The organism is Rhizobium sp. S96, assembly GCF_030382195.1.
Classification (GTDB): domain Bacteria; phylum Pseudomonadota; class Alphaproteobacteria; order Rhizobiales; family Rhizobiaceae; genus Rhizobium.
On record NZ_JAUDRY010000006.1, the window covers coordinates 440,447 to 461,428 of the forward strand.

Annotated in this window: 12 protein-coding genes; 9 read left to right on the top strand and 3 right to left on the bottom strand. The window is 60.2% G+C overall.

The genetic code is table 11. From position 1 onward, the window contains the following. The first annotated feature begins 142 nt into the window (after positions 1-142). A complete protein-coding gene (locus tag QTL94_RS09710; RefSeq protein ID WP_289801376.1) occupies positions 143-1,678 on the top strand; it encodes a hypothetical protein in 1,536 nt (511 codons plus the stop codon). A gap of 64 nt (positions 1,679-1,742) precedes the next feature. Here QTL94_RS09710 and QTL94_RS09715 read toward each other — a convergent pair whose 3' ends face one another. Further along, complete coding sequence (locus QTL94_RS09715; RefSeq protein WP_289801377.1) at positions 1,743-2,939, bottom strand: glycosyltransferase family 2 protein; 1,197 nt, start codon at positions 2,937-2,939, stop codon at positions 1,743-1,745. 291 nt (positions 2,940-3,230) lie between these two features. Between QTL94_RS09715 and QTL94_RS09720 the strand changes: the two genes are divergently transcribed. Next, the gene (locus QTL94_RS09720; RefSeq protein WP_289801378.1) at positions 3,231-4,025 is read left to right on the top strand and encodes a WecB/TagA/CpsF family glycosyltransferase; all 795 of its coding nucleotides are present in this window, start codon (positions 3,231-3,233) and stop codon (positions 4,023-4,025) included. Positions 4,026-4,041: 16 nt separating this feature from the next. Here QTL94_RS09720 and QTL94_RS09725 read toward each other — a convergent pair whose 3' ends face one another. Both QTL94_RS09725 and QTL94_RS09730 read right to left on the bottom strand, forming a co-directional pair. Further along, a complete protein-coding gene (locus QTL94_RS09725; protein ID WP_289801379.1) occupies positions 4,042-4,692 on the bottom strand; it encodes a 4'-phosphopantetheinyl transferase family protein in 651 nt (216 codons plus the stop codon). A gap of 9 nt (positions 4,693-4,701) precedes the next feature. After that, positions 4,702-9,228, bottom strand: a complete 4,527-nt coding sequence (locus QTL94_RS09730) for a MupA/Atu3671 family FMN-dependent luciferase-like monooxygenase (protein ID WP_289801380.1) — start codon at positions 9,226-9,228, stop codon at positions 4,702-4,704. 348 nt (positions 9,229-9,576) lie between these two features. Between QTL94_RS09730 and QTL94_RS09735 the strand changes: the two genes are divergently transcribed. From QTL94_RS09735 to QTL94_RS09765, 7 genes are all read left to right on the top strand, one after another. Continuing rightward, on the top strand, positions 9,577-16,107 hold the full coding sequence (locus QTL94_RS09735; RefSeq protein WP_289801381.1) for a type I polyketide synthase: 6,531 nt from the start codon (positions 9,577-9,579) through the stop codon (positions 16,105-16,107). A gap of 133 nt (positions 16,108-16,240) precedes the next feature. Next, complete coding sequence (locus QTL94_RS09740) at positions 16,241-17,731, top strand: oligosaccharide flippase family protein (protein WP_289801382.1); 1,491 nt, start codon at positions 16,241-16,243, stop codon at positions 17,729-17,731. 89 nt (positions 17,732-17,820) lie between these two features. Then, complete coding sequence (locus QTL94_RS09745; protein WP_289801383.1) at positions 17,821-18,225, top strand: hypothetical protein; 405 nt, start codon at positions 17,821-17,823, stop codon at positions 18,223-18,225. Between the two features lie 182 nt (positions 18,226-18,407). Next, positions 18,408-18,926 carry a copper chaperone PCu(A)C gene (locus QTL94_RS09750; protein ID WP_065692876.1) on the top strand — a complete coding sequence of 173 codons (519 nt, stop codon included), beginning with the start codon at positions 18,408-18,410 and terminating at the stop codon, positions 18,924-18,926. Positions 18,927-18,973: 47 nt separating this feature from the next. Then, positions 18,974-19,342, top strand: coding sequence for a copper homeostasis periplasmic binding protein CopC (gene copC, locus QTL94_RS09755; protein WP_289801384.1), 369 nt, complete (start codon positions 18,974-18,976; stop codon positions 19,340-19,342). After that, positions 19,339-20,220, top strand: coding sequence for a copper homeostasis membrane protein CopD (copD, locus tag QTL94_RS09760; protein ID WP_289801385.1), 882 nt, complete (start codon positions 19,339-19,341; stop codon positions 20,218-20,220). The genes copC and copD overlap by 4 nt, the downstream gene beginning before the upstream one ends. Positions 20,221-20,344: 124 nt before the next feature. Next, a complete protein-coding gene (locus QTL94_RS09765) occupies positions 20,345-20,947 on the top strand; it encodes a HupE/UreJ family protein (RefSeq protein ID WP_289801386.1) in 603 nt (200 codons plus the stop codon). Positions 20,948-20,982 lie beyond the last annotated feature (35 nt).

Consider the following 20,982-nt stretch of genomic DNA (forward strand, 5'->3'; position numbering starts at 1 on the left):
TGCGGGAGTCAGCAATTTGGCGTTCTTGTTCGCTGATGCGAAACCATCCTAGATAGCTGCAACTACCATGACGCGTAGAGTGCGTCTTCATGTGCGCCCGCGAGCGCTTCTCGACGGGTGCGGCCAATAGAAGGAATTTTCCGTGAACCGTCGCGAACTCCTGCAGCTGATCTCCGCTTCCGCGCTTCTCCCTCTCATCGGCGGACCACGGCAGGCGAGTGCCACCGCCGCAAAATCGACAGCCAAGCTGGGGCTTAATCTGACCGGTATCTCCTACGCTTCGACAGAGCAGGCCTTTTCCAACCTAGCTGCAAATGCATCCCGATGGCGCCTGCAGAAGGATAGCGACAAGCAGTGGACCTGGGACAATCCGCTGCCGCCGCTCACCGACGACCTCTATCCGAAGGTGGTTCCGCCGAAGTCCATGCTGGAGAGCTTTCTTATTTTCACGCCATATCGTACCAACCTGCCGGTCGCCCTTTCGGTCTACCATGACGGAAAGGGCAAACTGGGCTATCTCAGCGGTGCGGAGCTCGAAGCCCGGATGCCCGGCTACGACAACGTCAGAAACCTTCGCAACGACGCGCCATTCAGTTGCATCCTGCTTGAGACCGATCCGAACGACCCTGTTCGAAACATTCGCGTCTACGAGCGCGGAGAGCAGCCGAAAGGAACATTTCGCGATGCGTTCCTGAAGCGCATGAGTGGCATGTCGACGCTGCGCTTCATGGATTGGATGAACACCAACAACTCGGAAGTCGAGAAATGGGATGATCGCGCCAAGGTGGGCCAGTTCAGCCAGCCGCGCGGCGTTGCGCTCGAGCATATGGTGGAACTTTGCAATATCACCAAGGCAGATCCCTGGTTCAATATTCCTCACAAGGCCGACGATGATTACGTGCGCCGTTTTGCGCAGCAGGTAAAGGACACCCTCGATCCCAAGCTCAATGTCAACGTCGAGTATTCGAACGAAGTCTGGAACCCGCTCTTTGATCAAGCAAGGTATGCCGACGAACAAGGCGCGCGACTGGGGCTTCCGGAAGGTGGTCGATCCCTGCTCTACTATGCAAAGCGTACCAGCGAGATCCTGGCCATATGGGAAGATGTATTCGGGGCCGACAAGGACCGCGTCATCGGTATCTACGCCTCAATGGCTGCCGGCAACTGGGTAAGTGAGACGATCCTTTCCGGTGAAGGCGTAAAGGAACATGCCGACGTTCTGGCGGTCGCGCCCTATTTCGGCGGCAGCATCGGCTCTCGTGACCGCGCTGCCGAGGCCGCCAACCTGACGCTCGACAAGCTCTTCGCTGAACTCGAGCGAGAGATCGGAGACGAAAATCGCAAGGCGATGCAAACACAAGCCGGCATCGCCGCTAAAAACGGTCTCAAGCTCTTCGCCTACGAGGGTGGTCAGCATCTCGTCGACACCAGGGGGATCGACGACAACAACGCCCTGACGAACTTGTTCATGGCCGCAAACCGCGATGAGCGAATGGGTCCGCTTTACGTCAAGTATCTGCAGAACTGGGCCGCCGTCGGTGGAGATACCTTTGGTCTCTTCTCATCCATGAGCACACCCTCCCAGTGGGGAAGCTGGGGCCTTCTAGAAAAGGAAGGCGCTCCCAATCCCAAGTGGACGGCGGTACAGCAAGTCATGCAACGCTGGACCAGCGGCTGAGCGAGCGCGATATCTGCTTTTCCTTGGATACAGAAAGACTAAGGAGCGGCCAACCGCTCGCTCCTTAGTCTTGTCGCGTGCGATCGGTTCGCACCCAGGCAACCGCGTTGCCGGCCAACAACGTCTTCGGATAGAGCTTGAACTTCGACGCGGCATAGAGCGGCACCTGTGCCAGGCTGCGGGCAGGCAAAACGGCTCTTCCGTGGGCGAGCCAGCTGGCAGCGACCGCGACGGACAACAGAGCGACATTTGCCGCGGCAAGCAGCAGCGGCAGCAGGCCGATCCCAAGAAAGGCGATGATTGCTGCAAACGGCACGATCGCCAGCGTCACGAAAACGAGAAGCGTAAGCGGCGGTATGGTGACGTCGAGCAGGAGTGCGGCATAATTGCCCCTCGTCCAGCTTGAGGGAGAGAGCAGCCGGCCGATTGCATAGCGCATGATGCTTAGATGCCCGCCTTCCCATCTCTGGCGCTGCGTATCGGCCCCCTCCTTGGAATAGGGAAACAGGCTCGTCACCAACGCGTCAGGGCAAAACAACGGCCCATGCCCCGCGCGCGCAAGATCCAGGCCGAACTTCATGTCCTCCACCTGATGCCCGCTGGCAAGGCTTGCGTCTTCCAGCAGCGACCACGGGAGCGCCATCCCCGTCCCCGTCATCAGGCACGGCAGCCCTAGGCGCGCGAGGCCAAGTGGCCGGACCTGGTTCTTGACCAGGAAGGCAAACTCCGCGACGGCCAGGTTCAGCCCCGCATCTGTGGGGGCGATCTGGAGATTGCGGGCTTGTACCGGTCGGTTGCTCGAGAACGCAGCCGCAGCCAGACTGTCGAGCGCATCCGCCGCAAGCCGGCAATCGGCATCGACGAAAACAACGACGCGTGGAGGCGACTGCCGCAGGTGCTGGATGCCTGCATCCAGCGCGTAGCCCTTCCCGCGACGCTCCTTGTCCGCTCGCTCGACAACCTCCGCCCCCTCGGCCCGCGCCACTTGCGCGGTATCGTCGTCGCAGTTGTCGGCGACGACCACCAGCCTGTCTCCGTCGCGCATCTGCGCGCGGATGTTTCTCAGCGTATCGGCAATGCCGGCGCTCTCATTGTGGGCCGGGACCAAGATCGCCACCGGCGGCCGGATTGTCATTTCGACGCGTTGTCGTCTCTTTGCCGGCCAGCTTCCGGCAACGCATTCGAGGAAAAAAAATGCAATCGGAATGGAGAGAACTGCGAGCAGCAGCGTCGCGACAGATAGTATTGCCGTGTCAATCACAGTATTGCCCCTCGAATAACGCAAAATTCGGAACAGTACTTTGTTTATACCATGAAAAACCGAGCAACGGCCAACAGGCGACGTAACTCTTTATGATGATCTCGGAGATATCCATTTTCGCTTGAATATCCCGATTCCAAGCGCCGCTTACCTCGAAATGGTAAGCGCGGGGTTAATTGCGTCGGCCTGTTATTCGTATAGTCTGAAATCGCCAATAAAAACATATGCTTGCTGAAATTGCTTTCAGCGGAGCTGGTTGTGTGTGCGCTTTCAACCGCGGGGAAATACACTATGAGTGCAGTGGAAATACCTACGGCAAGATCTGCATACGTCGCCGGCCACAACCGGCATTATTTCCTCGGGGCGCCCTTCGACCCCATCCCGCAGGATGTAGCCGTCGACCTCGTCGCAGCGCCGGAAGACCGGAGCAAGTTTCGCTATGTCGTGACGCCGAATGTCGATCATGTCGTTCGGCTGAGCAGCAACCGAATGCTGGCGCAGTACTATGACGACGCCTGGATATCCCTTTGCGACAGCCGGCCGATTGCAGCGCTGGCCCATGCGGTATCGCTCGACCTGCCCCTGGTCACGGGATCGGACCTGACTGCACGCATCTTCAAGACGGTGGTCAAGGACGGCGATGTGGTCACGCTGATAGCAGCCGACCCATCGATTGTTCACGACATGGAGCTCGCCTACCCCAAGGTCCACTTTCGCAGCCACGTTCCGCCCAAGGGCGTCATGAACGATCCCACCGCCCTTCAGGCCTGCGTCGACTTTGTCGCCGCGGAGCCGGCGCGTTTTGTGTTTATCGCGATAGGATCGCCGCAATCGGAGAAGATTGCGCATGCGCTCGCCCAGCGCACGGATGCCTCCGGCGTGGGTTTCTGTGTCGGCGCCTCACTTGAATTTCTTGTCGGCACCAGAAAACGGGCGCCGTTATGGATGCGCCAGACCGGCCTAGAATGGGCCCACCGCCTCGCATCAGATCCCAAGCGGTTGTGGCGTCGGTATGTCTTTGCGGTAGCACCGCTTACGCAGTTGTTCGTCAAGGAACTCTTCAGCCGCCAGCAGCGCCGCGCCTGACCAGTACCGGCGCGTGTTACACCACGACCGCCGTTGCGATATGGCCGACGGCAAACCGGATGCGGCCCGACAATCGCTCGCCGGCGCGATAGGGCAGGACATCCTGCTCGAATGTCGCGGCAAATGTCCCGCTATCGACGTCAAGCTCAATTCCGATTGCATCGAAGCCGATCAGCTGCCGGCTGACAGGATACTGGCACTTGTAAGCGCTTTCCTTGGCACAGAAGATTGCTTTCAGGTACAGCCCGCGCTCCACGTCTGGCTTGGCCGCGAGCCAGCGGCGCTCGGATGCAGTACAGATCTCAACTTCCAGATCAAGCTCCAGTGGCGTCGCCTCCTCGAGGTCGATGCCGATCGAGAGAACGCCATCAGACGTCGCGGCAACCGCGGCTGCGCAATGTGTCCTTGAATGGGTGATGCTTCCAACCAACCCTGCCGGCCATATCGGGGCACGATCTGACCCCATGGGAACCGCAAGTGCCTGCTGTCCAATCCGCGACATCGCAACACGGGCACAGAAGCGACCAAAGGCGAACTCTCGCTGGCGGCCAGCGACGGCACCGCGCACGGCAACCGCCTCCTCAGGCAGCAAAGGCGGGCATTCGCCATCGAGAAGCGTCTCCGCCGTCGCCACGGAACCGTCAAAAAGACCTTCGAACAGCTTCATCACCGCCCGCTAGCTACGCTGAAATTCCCGGCGCCGATCCCCCATCGCGTTTCTCCGCATGGCGGCGCGATCGGCGACCTTGGCCAGGTGCTTCTCGCTCGCTCCGCGATCGGCGATGAAGTCCGCGAGTTGCCCGACGGTCGGGAAACGGAAGAGATCGGTGATAGACAGATCGGGCGCGACGACCGCCTTCAGATCGCGATGGACCTGCACGGCCAGAAGCGAGTGGCCGCCGAGGGCAAAGAAATTGTCGGCAAGACCCACCCTCTCGACGCCCAGCACGCGTTTGAAGGCCTCGGCAATCGAGCGCTGCAGGCCGTCGGCAGGAGCTACAAACTCTGCCGCAACGACGCGGTCTCCACCGGCGCCCGGCGCCGGCAATCGGCCACGATCGACCTTGGCGTTCGGCGTCAGCGGAAACGCATCCATTCGTACGATATGGCTTGGCACCATGTAGTCCGGCAGCGTCTTTGACAGATGCTCGGTCAGCTTCGTTTCATCTAGAACAGCGCTTGTGCGGACATAAGCGACGATCCTGGTATCGCCCGGCTGATCCTCCCGTGCCAGAACGACCGTTTCCTCCACGCCGGGGAACGCATTCGCCCTCGCCTCGATCTCGCCGAGCTCGATGCGGTAACCGCGCACCTTGACCTGGTGGTCGGCGCGACCGAGAAACAGCAATTCGCGTGCCGGCGTCATGCGCACCATGTCGCCGGTGCGATACATCCGCCCTTCATGGAATGGGTTCGCAAGGAACCGTTCATCGGTCAGTTCCGGCCTGTTCAGGTAGCCGCGCGTCACGCCGTCCCCGCCGATGTACAGTTCGCCATCGGCGCCGCACGGAACAGGTTCGAAGTGCTCATCGAGGACATAGAGCTGCGTGTTGGCGATCGGTTCGCCCAGCGGCACGATCCCGGCGGTCGGTTGTGCGACGCGGGTTGCCGACCAGATCGTCGTTTCCGTCGGGCCATACATGTTTGTCACGGGCGCGCTGGCGACGCGCCGCATATCGTCCAGCAGCGATCCATGCAAAGCCTCTCCGCCGATGAAGATCTGCTCTAGATCGACGAACGCGGCGCGGTCTTCCTCCGAGATCAGGAACATGCGGGCCATCGACGGCGTGCACTGGAAGTGCGTGACCCCATGGCGGCTGACTTCGCCCGCAAATCCGAGCTCGGTGGCAGGTTTGTTGGCGGTGACCGTACGGGCTTCACGTACCAATTGCGCCAGCGGTTCCAGGCGATCGAGGATGACCTTGTCGCTGACGCCGAAGTCGATCAGGCAGGCGATTTCGTCTACGCCGATGCCCGCGACCTCGCTGAGCCGAGCGTGGGCATCCTCGAGCGTTCCGAACAGACCACTATCTTCGAAATACCGCAGGAATGCGAATTCGAGGATGGCATCAAGCTCGTCCGGTGAAAGCGACTGCAGATCGATATCGGACGGAGCCGACAGGCCCTGCGGCTTCTTGAACGCCGGGAAAGCCCAGGCATATTGCTTGATCAGTGCTGCGGCGCTCTTCAGATATTCCTTCATCGGACCGCGCGCGAGATTGCGTACCTCGTCGCGGTCTTCGCCGAGCAAGGTGTGCAACATCAGGGTGACCTTGTAGTCGTCGGGGTTGCGCCCCGTTTCGACAAGAGTCTGCCGATAGATCGCAATCTTTTCCGCAAGCTCTTCGATCGATTGCCCAAGAAGGTGTGTCAGCACATTGGCCCCCGTGCGCGCCGCTTCCCTGTAGCTTTCAGGATTGCCCGCCGTCGTCAGCCAGATCGGCAGCTCCTTTTGAACAGGCCGCGGCTGCGTGACGACACTGGCTGTTCCCGAACCGAAGCTGTACTCGACGCTTTCGCCGCGCCAGAGCTTACGGACCGTTTCGATCTCGGTGACGAGGCTCGCCTTGTTGCGCGGCGGCGCATTCTCCGGCCGCAGCACGAAGTCTTCCGGCATCCAACCGGAGGCAAAGGCGACCGCCACGCGTCCATTGCTGATGTTGTCGACCACCGCCCATTCCTCGGCGACGCGCAGAGGGTGATGCAACGGCAGAACGCAACTGCCGGCGCGGATCGACACATTCTTTGTGACAGCCGCTACGGCAGCACCCGTGACAGCCGGGTTCGGATAGGGTCCCCCAAAGGCATGGAAATGACGCTCCGGCGTCCAGACCGCCTGAAAATCGTTCTGATCGGCGAACTTTGCCCCTTCCAGCAGAAGGTTATACTTTCCGGCATGGGTTCCGTTGTCGTTGCCCCAGTAGAACAGGCCGAAATCCAGCACCTTGCCCGTCGGGCGCCGCGACGGCGTCTTGTTCTTGGCGACCGCGCTTGCGTGGATCACGACCTTGAAACCGCGCGACAGGGTCCAGAAAAGCTCGAGAACCGAAATATCGAAAGAAAGGCTGGTCACGGCAAGCCAGACATTCTGGCGGTCGGCGCGCCGGCCAATGCGTTCATCCATGCCGGCGAAGAAATTGACGACGTTGCGATGCTCGACCATCACGCCTTTGGGATTACCGGTCGAACCCGAGGTGTAGATGACATAGGCGAGATTTTCGGGACGAGCGGCGCTTTCAATGCTCTCGACCGACGGATCGCCAGCAGCGATATCGTCCACGAAGACGACGCGCACATCGCCAAGGCCCGAGGTTACCATGCCGCGTTTGGCAATGACCAATCTGACCTTGCTGTCCTTTGCCATGAAGGCCAGCCGCTCGGCCGGAAAGTCCGGGTCGAGCGGGACATAAGCGCCGCCGGCCTTGTGGACGGCGAGTGCGGCGACGACGAGTTCGAGCGAACGGGGCAGATGCAAGCCGACCAGAGCATCCGGCCCAACGCCCTCGCGGGACAGAACCTGCGCAATCCGGTTGGCCCAACCGTTCATTTGCGCGTAAGTCAGCGACTGATCTCGATATGCCAACGCCTCGGCATCCGGTGTCAGCCCCACTTGTCTTTCGATCAACTGGTGTACGCAAAGATGACGCTCATAGTCGAGCGCAGTCTCGTTCCAGTCAAACAGCACCCGCTTGCGCTCGCCGGCGGACATCAAGGGCAATTCGCCCAATGTTCCCGATTTTTCCGCGAACGCCGCGCCAAAGGCCGCAAGCCTTTCACAGAGTTGCTTGATGAAGTCACTGGTGACCCGGTTTTCGTCGTAAGCCACCTGTACCCGCTCGCCGAGCACAAACGTAACGGCGCATCCCTCGATCACACTTGCGCGGGCATCCTCGCCCACGGCAATTCCAAAGGTCAGGCGCGGCTCGGACACTTCAGGCGAGCGGTCGACCAGGTCGCCAAGGTAAGCGCCCCGCTTCACCAGCTGCCCAAGCGCTTGCTGTGTCTCTTCGGCAAAGACCGCGGTCTGCATTTCGCGTTTTGCCGCTACCGTCAGCGGTACGGCCTCGGCGAAATAGCCGGGAAAGCGCCGATTGGGCGCGCGGACCTCTTCGTCGGCATAGGCGATGCTCAAAGCGTCCCGCTTCGAAAGCCTGCCGATGAATGCAGCAATCATGGCGACTTTGTCACTGTCTGACGCTGCTGGCAGCGGCAGTTCGATGCTGTTGACGCGGGCCGGGCGCGATGACAGATACCCGCCGATATCAGGAAGGTCGACGTCCACGACGTTGGCCAACGCACGGCGATGCCAGGCCTCATGACGAGCAGCCTCGGCCACCATCGCATCCAGTGCATGAGCCGCGTCGTCGTCGAACTCTGGCAACCGCTCACCCGGGCGTACGACAGTGGAAAGATCGAAGTCACGATGTTCAAGATCGACGCGCACGGCTCCATCCGGCGCAGCCGCGACCAAACTGCCCATAGCCGCCGACAGGACTGTTCCCGGCTCTGCAAAGACGGGCTCGTCGTGCTTGGCGATATCTGCAACATGGAACAGTTGACGGCCCACTCTGAGCTTCGGCTTGACCAGCGCATTCGCCCGGTCGCTGCCAAAATTCAACGCACGCACCAGACAGGAAATCTCCTCGACCGGTCGCCGGAAGGAAATGGTTCCCGCCGCTGCGGGTCGCTGATCACGGCTGAAATAGCGTCGGCTCAAAAACTCCTGGGGCACGGGGACCAGAGAACCGCGCTCGACGTCCGAAAGCATGGTGGCAAATGCGCTCATCCCGGCTTCGAAGCACTTCGCGTTCAGCGTCAGTGCCGTCTCCTCCTCTGCCACGTCGAAGAGCGCCTCAGCATAGATCGCGCCTTCGTCGATACCCGAGGTGATTTCATGCCAAGTGATACCGTATTGCCTTTCTCCAGCCATCAGCGCCCAGGAGGGGGTATTCAATCCGGCATAGGTGGGCAGCGGTCCGTCATGGAAATTGACGGCGCCGCGCTTGGCGCCACGCCAGACTGCGTCCGGTACCAGCCTCAGGTTGACGATGCTGAAGAGCCAGTCATAGTCGAGACCCGCGAGGTGGGATGCATAGGATGCGTCATGGGCGAAAACTGGGACGTCCCTTTCGGCAGCCCATCTCCGCACGGGCTCGCTGGCAGTCACGACGGCAAGGAGTTCATGTCCTCCGTCCCTCAACATCTCCGCGCATTGCGCAAGAAGAAATCCATCTCCAACTAAAACGCACTTGAAATTGGCCATGATCCCTCACTTCCGCTGCACACACATCTACAAAATGCGCCAAAAATGAACGCCGCGGCTTTCGGCCGGCGGCAATACTATCATTGTTATACTTCAATCCTGCACGCAATAAATCAACAAGGCAATTTAGTCTTAATTTGCATAGAATATCTAAGGGCATACCCTAAAGGCGTAATTGAGCTTGTCTGCCCGCGCGAGCACAATGGGATATGGTGATTGCGCCAACACTCAAGTCTTGGTAAGCAACACCAAAGCATTTCGATGTATATCGTTTAAATAGAGTTCGGGATGTTAGATAAATCTGAAGAAGTCGGCAGCAACGATATCGCAATTGTTGGCATGGCACTTAGAGTGCCCGGCGCTCGCAACATTGGCGAATTCTGGTCTAACATTCGCAACGGCGTTGAATCTGTTCGAGATATTTCCGATGAGGAACTGAAATCATCGGGAGAACCAGCCGCGAAGCTACACCATCCAAATTACGTCAGGCGAACTGCTGACCTTCCCGACATGGAGATGTTCGATGCCGAATTCTTTGGGATGAGCCCCAAAGAAGCTGCCATCATGGACCCGCAGCACCGCCACTTTCTCGAGTGTGCATGGGAAGCGATGGAAGATGCCGGGATTACGCCTGATAGCAGCGACGGCCCGGTCGGGGTCTTTGCCGGCAGCGGGATGGGCAGCTACTTCTACTTCAATGTCTGCAGCAACAAGCAGCTGGTCGATCAGGTCGGCATGTTCCTGCTGCGCCATACCGGCAACGACAAGGATTTCCTCGCTACGCGCACATCGTTTGCGCTCAACCTTCATGGCCCCAGTGTCAACATCCAGACGGCCTGCTCGACCTCTCTGGTCGCGGTGCACTACGCATGCCAGAGCCTGCTCAGCGGCGAATGCGACATGGCCCTTGCCGGCGGCGTGACCATCGAATTTCCCCATCGTCGCGGCTACATCTTCCAGCCTGGCGAAATACTGTCGCCGGATGGCCACTGCAGGCCGTTCGACCATCGCGCCGCCGGCACTGTTTTCGGTAGCGGCGTTGGCGTCGTAGCGCTGCGCCGTGCATCCGATGCAATCCGCGACGGCGATATTATTCATGCGATCATCAAGGGAACTGCGGTCAACAACGATGGCGCAAGCAAGGCCAGCTATCTGGCGCCGAGCGTAACCGGCCAGGCGGAAGCGATCATCGAAGCACAGGGGCTGGCAGGCGTATCGGCCGACTCGATCGGCTATGTAGAATGCCACGGCACCGGGACGCCGCTCGGCGACCCGATTGAAATAAGGGCGCTGACGGAGGCCTTCAGGCAAACCAGCGCCCGCAACGGCTATTGCCGCATCGGTTCGGTCAAGTCGAACATCGGGCATCTCGATACTGCAGCCGGCGTCGTCGGCTTGATCAAGGCATCATTGGCGCTGAAACACGGAGAAATCCCGCCGACCGTAGGCTTCGAGGAACCCAATGAGGCGCTCGATATCGGCAACACGCCATTTTTGGTTGCTGACCGCCTGGTACGATGGCCATCAGAAGGCGGCCCGCGCAGGGCAGCGGTGAACTCCCTTGGCGTCGGTGGCACCAATGCCCACGCAATCCTGCAGGAGGCACCACCCGAAACACGCCGCGCCAACAACAATACCAGCGAGGAGCCCCTGCTTCTTCTGCTTTCCTCGCGCCAGAAGAAGGGTTTGGCGCGGGCTGCGCAGAAACTATCCCACGCAATTGGCGAGAATCCGCACCTGTCGCTTTCGGATACCGCCTATACGTTGCTCAACGGACGAACGCACTTCGAGCACAGGCTTGTGCTTGCCGTGTCGGGCAGGGATGACGCACTGGCGGCCCTCTCAAAGATCGACTCCACCCGAGCCTTCGTGCACACGCCAGTCGCTGACCGGCCGGAGGCCACATTCGTCTTTCCAGGCGGCGGAATCCAGCATCCCGGCATGGGCGCCAATCTTTACAGGACCGACGCCCAGTTTCGTGCGTCGGTCGACGAGGGATTATCCTATTTGCCGAGGGATGCGGCCGACGAAATCCGCTCGATCTGGTTTGCCTCACCTCAAGATTTTGCGGCGGCCAGCGCCCGCTTCCTGCGTCCATCGGTGCAACTGCCCGCCATCCTCATTCTCGAAGTCGCAATGGCGCGTTTGTGGATGCGCTGGGGTATCCGGCCTACCGCGCTCATCGGCCATTCTATGGGCGAAAACGCGGCAGCCTGCATTTCCGGCGTAATGAGCTTCCAGGACGCCGTCGCGCTCGTCCGCCTACGTGGCGAACTCTTCGACACGGTCGAGCCGGGCGGCATGCTGAGCGTCTCGATTGCGCCTCAGGCTCTCAAGGAGATCTTGCCGCCGGAGCTTGATATCGCATCCATCAATGCGCCGGAGCTGTGTGTCGTCTCCGGACGCAACAATGATCTCGACGCTTTCGAGAAGGCGCTTGGCGCACGCGGGATCGATGCCAAGCGCGTTCCGATCGACATCGCCGCCCATTCGAGAATGCTTGATGCGATCCTTCCGCGGTTCCGCAGTTTCCTGCAGACAATCACGCTGCGCACTCCGTTGATCCCCATCATATCCAATCGGAGCGGCAACTGGCTGACGGCAGCGGAGGCCACCGATCCCGACTACTGGGTCAACCATCTGCGTTCAACCGTCCTGTTCTCGGAGGGAGCCTCTGTTCTGGCCCAGACGCCCAGACGCATCTACATCGATGTCGGTCCCGGCAAGACGCTCTCCTCGCTTTTGAAGCAGCAAGGCGGCATCGAGCCGAACCGGGTGATCAACAGTCTGCCCCACGTCGAAGACACGTTTGATGACAATCTTCATGTTCTGGCCGCGATCGGTCGTGCGTGGGCAACCGGCCTTCCGGTCAGCATCGATCGGCTGTGGGAAGGAAAAAACCCGCGGCGTGTCACGATCCCGACCTACGCGTTCCAGCAGCAGAGATACTTCCTCGATCGCGTCGAGACCAGTTCAGCACCTGTGGTGGACGACGTACCCGCCAAGCAGGTCAACATCGAGGACTGGGGATACAAGCCCAGCTGGAAGCAATCGCTTGCCGACTACACGCTCGGCGCCGAACAGCGCAGCCGGACCTGGCTGGTCTTCGTCGATGAAGCCGGCGTAAGCCAGGGCCTTGTCGCGCGGCTGCGCGCGGCCGGTCATCGTGTCGTCACCGTGTCCAATGGCGACACCTTCCTGCGACGGAGCGAAGACGACTACATCCTGTGCCCGGAGCTCGGAAAACCCGGCTATGCGGCGCTGCTTCAGTCTCTCACAACGGACGGCGCCCTTCCCTCTGACATCTTGCACATGTGGCTTGTCACGAGCAAAGAGACCTTCCGTCCAGGGTCGAACTTCTTCCACCGAAACCAGGAATGCGGTTTCTACAGCGTTCTCCATCTCGCCCAGGCCATCGGCGACAGCGGTGACGTGTCGAAGCTCAATTTGATCGTGGCGACGAACGGCATGCAGCGGGTGTTCGACGAGGCCGTGCCCTATCCCGAAAAAAGCACCGTGCTTGGTCCATCCCTGGTCTTGCCAAAAGAAATGGCAGGATCAATCGTCCGGCTGGTCGACGTGGTTCTCCCTACCGTTTCGCCGAAGGCAAAACCACTGGCATCGCTGTTTTCGTCGGGTACGAAAGCAATGGCTCCAGACACGAGTTTCGACGAGCTCCACCAGCAGCTGTGGGAAGATATCCTCGCCGCGCCCTCCTCCGAGACTGTTGCCTACCGCAACGGGCGTAGGTGGACCCGCACCTACGAAAGGCTGCCCCTGAACGACCTATCGGGCGATCAGGCGATGCTGAAACAGGGTGGCGTCTACATGTTCACCGGTGGTCTTGGTGAACTTGCACTTGATACGGCACAGCAACTGGCTAAGCGCTATGGCGCCAAACTCGTTCTCATCGGCCGCACAGAACTGCCAGCACGCGACGAGTGGATTGCCTATGAAAGGCTCCATGGGCATGACGCCGTTCGCCGGGCGATCTCGGCAATACGCAAGCTTGAAGAGCTCGGCACCGCCGTGCTCTATCTTGTCGCGGATGTCAGCAACCCACAGGCGATAAGGGATGCCGTATCCAGCGCACGTGCGCAGTTTGGTAGTATTGACGGCGTGTTCCACACGGCAGGTGTCGTCGATGACGACCTCATGCAGCTAAAGACCGAAGACAGCATCGAGCGGGTTCTCGCGCCAAAAACTTTGGGAACCGCGGTGCTGAACGAGGCATTGGCCGATGTACCGCTCGACTTCCTCATCCTGTTTTCATCGACCAGCACGGACACCGCGCCCGCAGGTCAGGCGGATTATGTGGCGGCCAACGCCTACCTGAACGCCTTCGCGGAGAGCTGCGCTTCCAGGAAGGACCGGAAGACCATCGCTGTTCACTGGGGCGTATGGGCAGATGTCGGCCTGGCTGCACGGGCAACGGCCACAAAACGACGCAGCGACGTCGAGGCTTTGTCAGGTTCCGCCAGTGGCCCGTTGTTCCAACGATGGGTCGAGGACGAAGACGGTACTCCGTGGCTCGAAACCACGCTCAACGACGACCACTGGATGCTGAACGAACACCGACTGGTTTCCGGCCAGCCAGTCATGCCCGGTACCGGTTTTGTGGAGATGATGCTGCAGGCGGCGCGCGAATATGGCTTCGAGCAGCCGCTGGCGCTTGATGACGTCCAATTCGTGCGGCCATTGACGGTCTCGGTAGGGAAACCCCGCATCGTCCGCGCACGGCTTGAACCAGCCGGTTGGGGCTATCGCGTTATCCTACAGTCGGCCGTGTCAACCGGAGAACGCGTCTCCTCCTTTGAAGAACATGCCGAAGGGAGCTTCGGATCGCGAGATCCTGCGAGCATCGGGCGGCTGGATATTCCGTCTATCGAGGCGCGGTGCCCGCAGCGGCGCCAGGCGGAAGCGGAACAGACTCTACGCACGGCGCAGGAAGACCATATCCGATTTGGCCCCCGCTGGAGCGTGCTCAAGTCCATCGCAATCGGCGACGCAGAGGCGATCGCCGAACTCGAATTGAACGCGGAAGGGAAGCAGGACCTCGAAGACGGCTTCACTGCTCACCCGGCGCTCCTCGATATCGCAACCGGTTTTGCGATCGGACTTGCGGACGCATACGGATCTCAATCCGTGCTCTGGGCACCGGTCGAATACGGATCGCTGACGGTTTACGGGCCGCTGCCGAGCCGGATCGTCAGTTGGGCAAGGCTGGTCGACAGTTCGGAGTTCGGCGAAGGTTACGCGGCCTTCGACATAAGGATCACAGATGCCGACGGCACCGTCGTGCTGGACATCAGCCGGTTTGTCATGAAACAGCTGAACGACGATCTCAGCCTCAACCAGATGCCGGCAGTCTCCGAGCCATCATCAGTGGAGGCCCACACCACCGAGCCGTCCTCGCCTGCACAGATCCGCTTCGCCAGGCAGGTTCAAAACGGGATTCGCCCGCAAGAGGGATTCGACGCTCTGCTTCGCGCACTTGCGACTGGCCAAACACAACCCATCATCAGCTCGATGGATCTGGAGGCACTGCGCAAGTTTGCGGCTGAAGCAGCCGTCGAGGAGCCGCCGAGAACTGACGACGGATTTGAGCGACCCGATCTCGACACCGAATTTGTCGAGCCACGCAATCCGGTCGAGACCGCGATTGCCGATTACTGGAAGACGTTGCTTGGCGTCTCCAAAGTCGGCATTCACGACAATTTCTTCGACCTAGGCGGCCACTCTCTTATTGCCGTGCGACTGTTCCGCATGATCAAGAAAGACTTTGCCGTCGATTTCCCGATCTCCGCACTATTCGAAGCGCCAACCATTTCCAAATGCGCAGCACTCATTCAGGATCAGGTCAGTCCATCTGACCAGGTGACAGCAGAGGGTGGCCAGGGCGATACACCTTTCAAGGCGACGCACCTGGTATTGATGTCGGACGGAAAATCTCGAAGCAGCCGTCCCGTCTTCATCTGCGCCGGCATGTTCGGAAACGTCCTCAATCTTCGGCATCTGGCATTGGCTTTAGGTCAGGATCGTCCGGTCTATGGCTTGCAGGCCCGCGGCCTCTACGGTGACCAGCAACCTCACGAAACGTTCGAAGAGATGGCACGCGACTACATAGCCGAAATACGCACTGTCCAGCCGGAGGGCCCTTATCTTCTGGCCGGATATTCCGGCGGCGGCATCGCCGCCTACGAAATTGCTCGCCAACTCCAGGCTGATGGTCAGGAAGTTGCCAAGCTTGTGATGATCGACACGCCGTTGCCGACCCAGCCTAGGCTGTCGTTCCAGGACCGACTGATGATGAAATTTCAGGACCTGCAGCGCCACAAGAGCGCCTACCTGAGAAAATGGATAGGTGACCACGTGGAGGTGGGCAGGAAAAAGCGACGCGGGAATGAAGTCATTCATGAACAGGGGCAGGCCGATCACTTCAACAACGAGAGGATCGAAGTTGCCTTCCGTGGAGCTTTGCGTCGTTACCAGTTGCATCCGTACGCAGGACAAGTCACCTTGCTCAGGCCCAAGCCTGCAGCCTTTTATCATCTGAGCGGAGGACGCCACCTGCTTGAAAATCGTGACATCATCCTGCCCGACAACGGCTGGTCACCGCTCCTCGCGGACCTGACGATCGTCGAGGTGCCTGGTGACCACAACAACATGGTGCTGCAACCGAACGCGAGCGTGCTCTCGGCCTGGATGCGCAAGGCGCTGAACTGCGATAGCGGGCCACAATCAAAAAGCGTGGGCGAGGCAACACCCGCTCGTGCGAGTGTTCCGTCGCGGTGGCGCCGGCAGGCCGTGTCGGCATGACCTGTCATCATGCCCGCCGGCTTGCTGAGTTCACCAGGGGCCAGGCCGGAGCTCCGGACCGGAATACACCAAGCGAAACGAACCCGAATGCGGGTTCGCGCACGTCCTACTTTTTAAAGCACGGATCACGTCAATGACGCTGGCCATAACAGCCCGACTGGCACGGGCCCTTGAGCAGGCGATACCTATCTATCGCGTAAGGCGCCAGCCAGAGTCGTCTGACGCTGAGGACGCCGCGGCACCGCCACCGACCACGAATGGGGTCGGTATTCGCAAACTGGTGCTGACCGCTGCCAGTTGGTCGATGGGGGGATATGCCGCCGGTCAGGTACTCCGCATTGCCGGCAATCTGCTTCTGACGCGTGTGCTCGCACCTGATCTGTTTGGTCTCGCCGCCGTTGCCACCATGGTATCAGTGCTTGTCGCGCTCCTGTCAGACATAGGTCTTCACCAGGCCGTTATTCGCAGTCCCAAAGGCGAGCTTCAGCGATTTCTCGACACCGCTTGGACCATCCAGATCGTAAGGGGCTTCCTGATTTGGTTCGTCAGCATCCTGATCGGTTTCGGCATCGGCTATATAGCATCGCGAGGCTGGGTCGCGGCGCATTCAGTATATGCAAACCCGCAATTGCCCCTGATCATCATTGGCTCGGGGCTGGGTTTCGCCATATCGGGCTTCCAGTCGACCAACTACATCTCGCATCAGCGCAATCTCGGCCTCAGCCGACTGACGAAGATCGAATTGATCTGCCAGGCAGTCGGCATCGTGACTGCGGTGGTGCTCGCATGGCTTACCCAATCCGTTTGGGCCGTCGTCATTTCCAGCCTGGTCTCCTCGCTCCTCGGAGCTATTCTTAGCCACACCTGGATTCCCGGCCCTCGGAACAGTTTCCGGATGAATCGCGAAGATGCACGAGAAATCTTCCTGTTTGGCCGCTGGATCATGTTCTCGTCCTTCTTCACCGTGTTTTCGGCCAATGGCGACCGCATCCTACTCGGCAACTGGGCAAGCTCGACGACATTCGGTCTCTATGGCCTTGCCCTCAATCTCGTGGGAATGATCGAGGGTATCGGTGGACGCCTATACGGGGCAGTCGGCACGCCTACCCTGAGCAAGATCGCACGAGAAAGGCCCGAGCGGCTGCGCAGCGCCTATCTTCGACTGCGAGCGCCTTTCGACATCTTCTACATCGGCTGCGCCGGACTGCTCTTTGGCTGCGGACAGACGATCATCGATATCCTTTACGATCATCGATATGCGGCGGCTGGATCGATGCTGCAGATCCTGTCGTTCAGCCTGCTCATGGCGCGGTTTGGGATCATGACGTCGGTCTACATCGCAGTCGGCGAGCCACGCAACGTCGGCATCCTCAACTGTGTCAAGGCTGGGCTGCTGTTCACGGTGGTGCCGCTCTGCTACTGGCTTTTCGATTTCCAGGGGGCCCTGTGGGCAATCGCCCTCTATACGCTGCCGACCGTGCCACTCATCCTGTTCTTCAACATGCGCCACAAGCTGAACAACTTGATGTTCGAAATCGGTGTCCTCCTTGTATGGCCAGTCGGCTATGCGGCGGGATTGATGATCTCCAAGGTCGCCGGCCACCTCTTTGCCGCTGTCATGTGAATGATTTGTCGAGCAGGCGCATGATGCCGCATTGAGATCTGCCCGAAATTTCCGTAGAACCGCATTCATCGGAAATGGGCGGGAACCCGGTGAAGGCTAGAAACGCGACGATCGTTCAGTGGCTGGTGCGCATGACCTGCGTCATCGCGCTGCTATTCGTTGGTTTTGCGCACAAGGCGCCGGGCTTTAGTGCGCCGGCCTTTGCCGCCGCCGAATTTGCGGAATATGTCCTGCCGGACGGAACGCTTCCCATCCTGTGCATCGCCGAAAAGGCGGTCGATACTCAGACACACCACAAGATGCATGCGCCGGGCTGCGAGGCTTGCCGCATCGGCGCGTCGGTGCTGCTTCCCACGCCTGCCGACATCGGCAATGAGCGACTTCGGCTGGAAGGGGTTGTCCAAGCTCCCTATGCGGCGGCCGCTTTCGAAAGACGGCTTTTTGCGCCGAGCAAGGGCCCCCGAGCACCTCCACACGATTCCGCATCTGCGTGAACCGGCATTCCGACCGCGGTCGTCGTGCCTTTTGTCGATAGCTGCCGCGGTTTCGTCGGCGGCTCGCTACGGATCAGATCCATGAACTGTTTTCCACGAGGCCGAGACGCCTCTCAACGCGCCGTCGCGTCGCGCCTGCGCTCGTCCCATTTCATAAAAATTGCCTTTCAGGGAACACCACTATGAAAAAGCTCGCAACTCTTCTCGCAGGCATCCTCTTTGCGGGCCTGCTTGCCACCTTCGCCAATGCGCACGGCTTCAAGATCGGCGACATCGAAATCGGCCACCCCCACGCCCGCGCCATGGTGCCCGGCGCCAAGGTTGGCGGCGGATATCTGAAGCTGACCAACACAGGGACCACTGACGACAAGTTGCTCAGCATCACGACAGAGCGGGCACAGTCGGCTGAGGTCCACCAGATGAGCGTGAACAACGGTGTCATGACGATGCGCCCGGTGGCAGGCGGCCTCGTCATTCCTGCCGGCCAGACCGTCGAGCTGAAGCCGGGCGGCTACCACATCATGTTCATGGATGTGGCCCAGCCCTTCAAGGAAGGCGAAATGGTCAAGGCGACGCTGACCTTCGAAAAGGCCGGTTCTGTCGATGTCGAGTTCGCAGTCGGCAGTGCCGGCGGTGCCAACTCAGGCGCTACCAGCGCACATTCCGACATGGGCACCATGGATATGTCCAAGCCGCAGTAAATTCCATCGCCCCCGTTCAATTCGAAAAGACAGAGAGAAGTATTCACATGTCGAAATCTCATTGGTTTCTCGCCACCTCGTTTGCAGCGGCCCTCCTCATGTCAGGACAGGCCACGGCGCATGCCCAACTTTCCGCCAGCGTCCCGACCGATGGAGCGACAGTTGCGACCTCCCCAACCGAGATCGATCTTCACTTTTCCGAAGAGCTCAATCTCAAGTTTTCCGGGATAAAGATCATCGGTGCAGACAAGGCGGAAGCAAAGACCGGCAATGCCAAGCTGACGGACAGCGGCAAGAAGCTGGTCGTTCCCGTTTCCGCCGCGCTTCCCGCAGGAACATACACCGTCGAGTGGCATGTTCTGTCGACGGATGGCCATAAGACAAGCGGCAGCTACAGCTTCAACGTCAAGCCGTGAAACCCGACGTCGCCCTGATCCTCTGCCGTTTTCTCTTCGACGGCGCCGCCCTGTTCCTGTGGGGCGCGTCGGCCTATCTGTCGGCCCTTGTGCCGGCGGAACTGGCGCGGTGGACGGATCGGCGGCTTGGCACCCCGATCAGGGTTGCGGTCGTCCTCTTGGCAGCAACCACCGCTGTGCTCATTCCCGTGCGCACGGCAACGATCGGCGAGGGCTGGCCGGATGCGCTGTCACCCGAACTGCTGCAATCCACCCTGCTGGAGACCAGCATTGGCCAGGCGTGGATTATCCAGGCTACGCTCACTGCGCTGCTTCTAATCGTCATGTTCGCTTCTCCGGCACGATACCGCCTTGGCGGTCGCGCTCTGTGCGCCGGCCTCCTGCTTGCCGGACTGACGATCAGCGGCCATGCGGCCATGAACGGCGGCTGGTTGCGAACCGTCCATCGCCTGAACGATGCCGTCCATCTGCTCGCGGCCGGGGCCTGGATCGGCGCGCTGGCGCCGGTACTTGTCATCTTGCATGGTCTCAATGACGAGCAACGTCAGCGCGATGCCCGCGTCGCATTGATGCGGTTCTCGACAGCAGGCCATGTCGCCGTGGCGCTGGTCCTGCTGTCGGGCGTCGCCAATACATTCCTGATCGTCGGCGGATTTCCGCTAGACTGGTCGTTGGACTACCAGCGCCTGCTCTGCATCAAGCTGGTCTTGGTCGCCTTGATGATCGCCCTTGCCTTGGCCAACCGATATGTCTTCGTCCCACGGCTCGGGCGTGGCCGATCGCTGACGGCACTCGCTTGGGCAACGCGAGCCGAAATCTTCCTTAGCTTTTGCGTCGTCGCGCTGGTCGCCTGGTTCGGCACGCTACAGCCCACCTGAAGCAGGCAATGACGCCCTGCCGCATATACGTCAAATGACGGTGGCACTCTCTTTTTTACTTTATCGAAGCATGCCGCCGTGGCATTTTTCCCGGCAACATTCTGCAAATAGATAAGGGGCACACATGTTTTCAAAACCTATTAAATTCAATGCCGCGCTGGCGGCTCTCGTCCTTGCTCCCTCGCTGGCCTTTGCCCATACCGGCGTTGGTGGCACGACCGGCTTCTTCCATGGTTTCAGCCATCCGCTGTCTGGCCTCGATCACGTCCTGGCGATGATCATGGTTGGCATCATTGCCTGCCAGCTTGGCGGCCGCGCCCTTTGGCTCGTGCCTGCCACCTTCGTCCTGGTGATGGCCGCCGGCGGCGCACTCGGCATGGCCGGCGTCGGCCTTCCCTTCGTTGAAGCCGGCATTGCCCTTTCCGTGATCGTCCTTGGCGCCGTGATTGCGCTCGGCATCCGGGCCCCGGTTGCCATCGCAGCCGGGATAGTCGGATTGTTTGCGGTTTTCCATGGCCACGCGCATGGCGCGGAGATGCCTGCAGCAGCAGGCGGCATCGCCTATGCCATCGGCTTCATGTTGGCGACTGCGGTCCTCCACATCGCCGGCATTGCGCTTGGCTTCATCGTTGCGCGGATTGGCGATCGCCATGGCATGATCGCGGTTCGCACGGCCAGCGGACTTGCCGCCGTTGCAGGCGTTGGCCTGCTCAGCGGCGTTATCTGACTGATTGTAGGGACGACCACAGTCCCTGTGCGGCC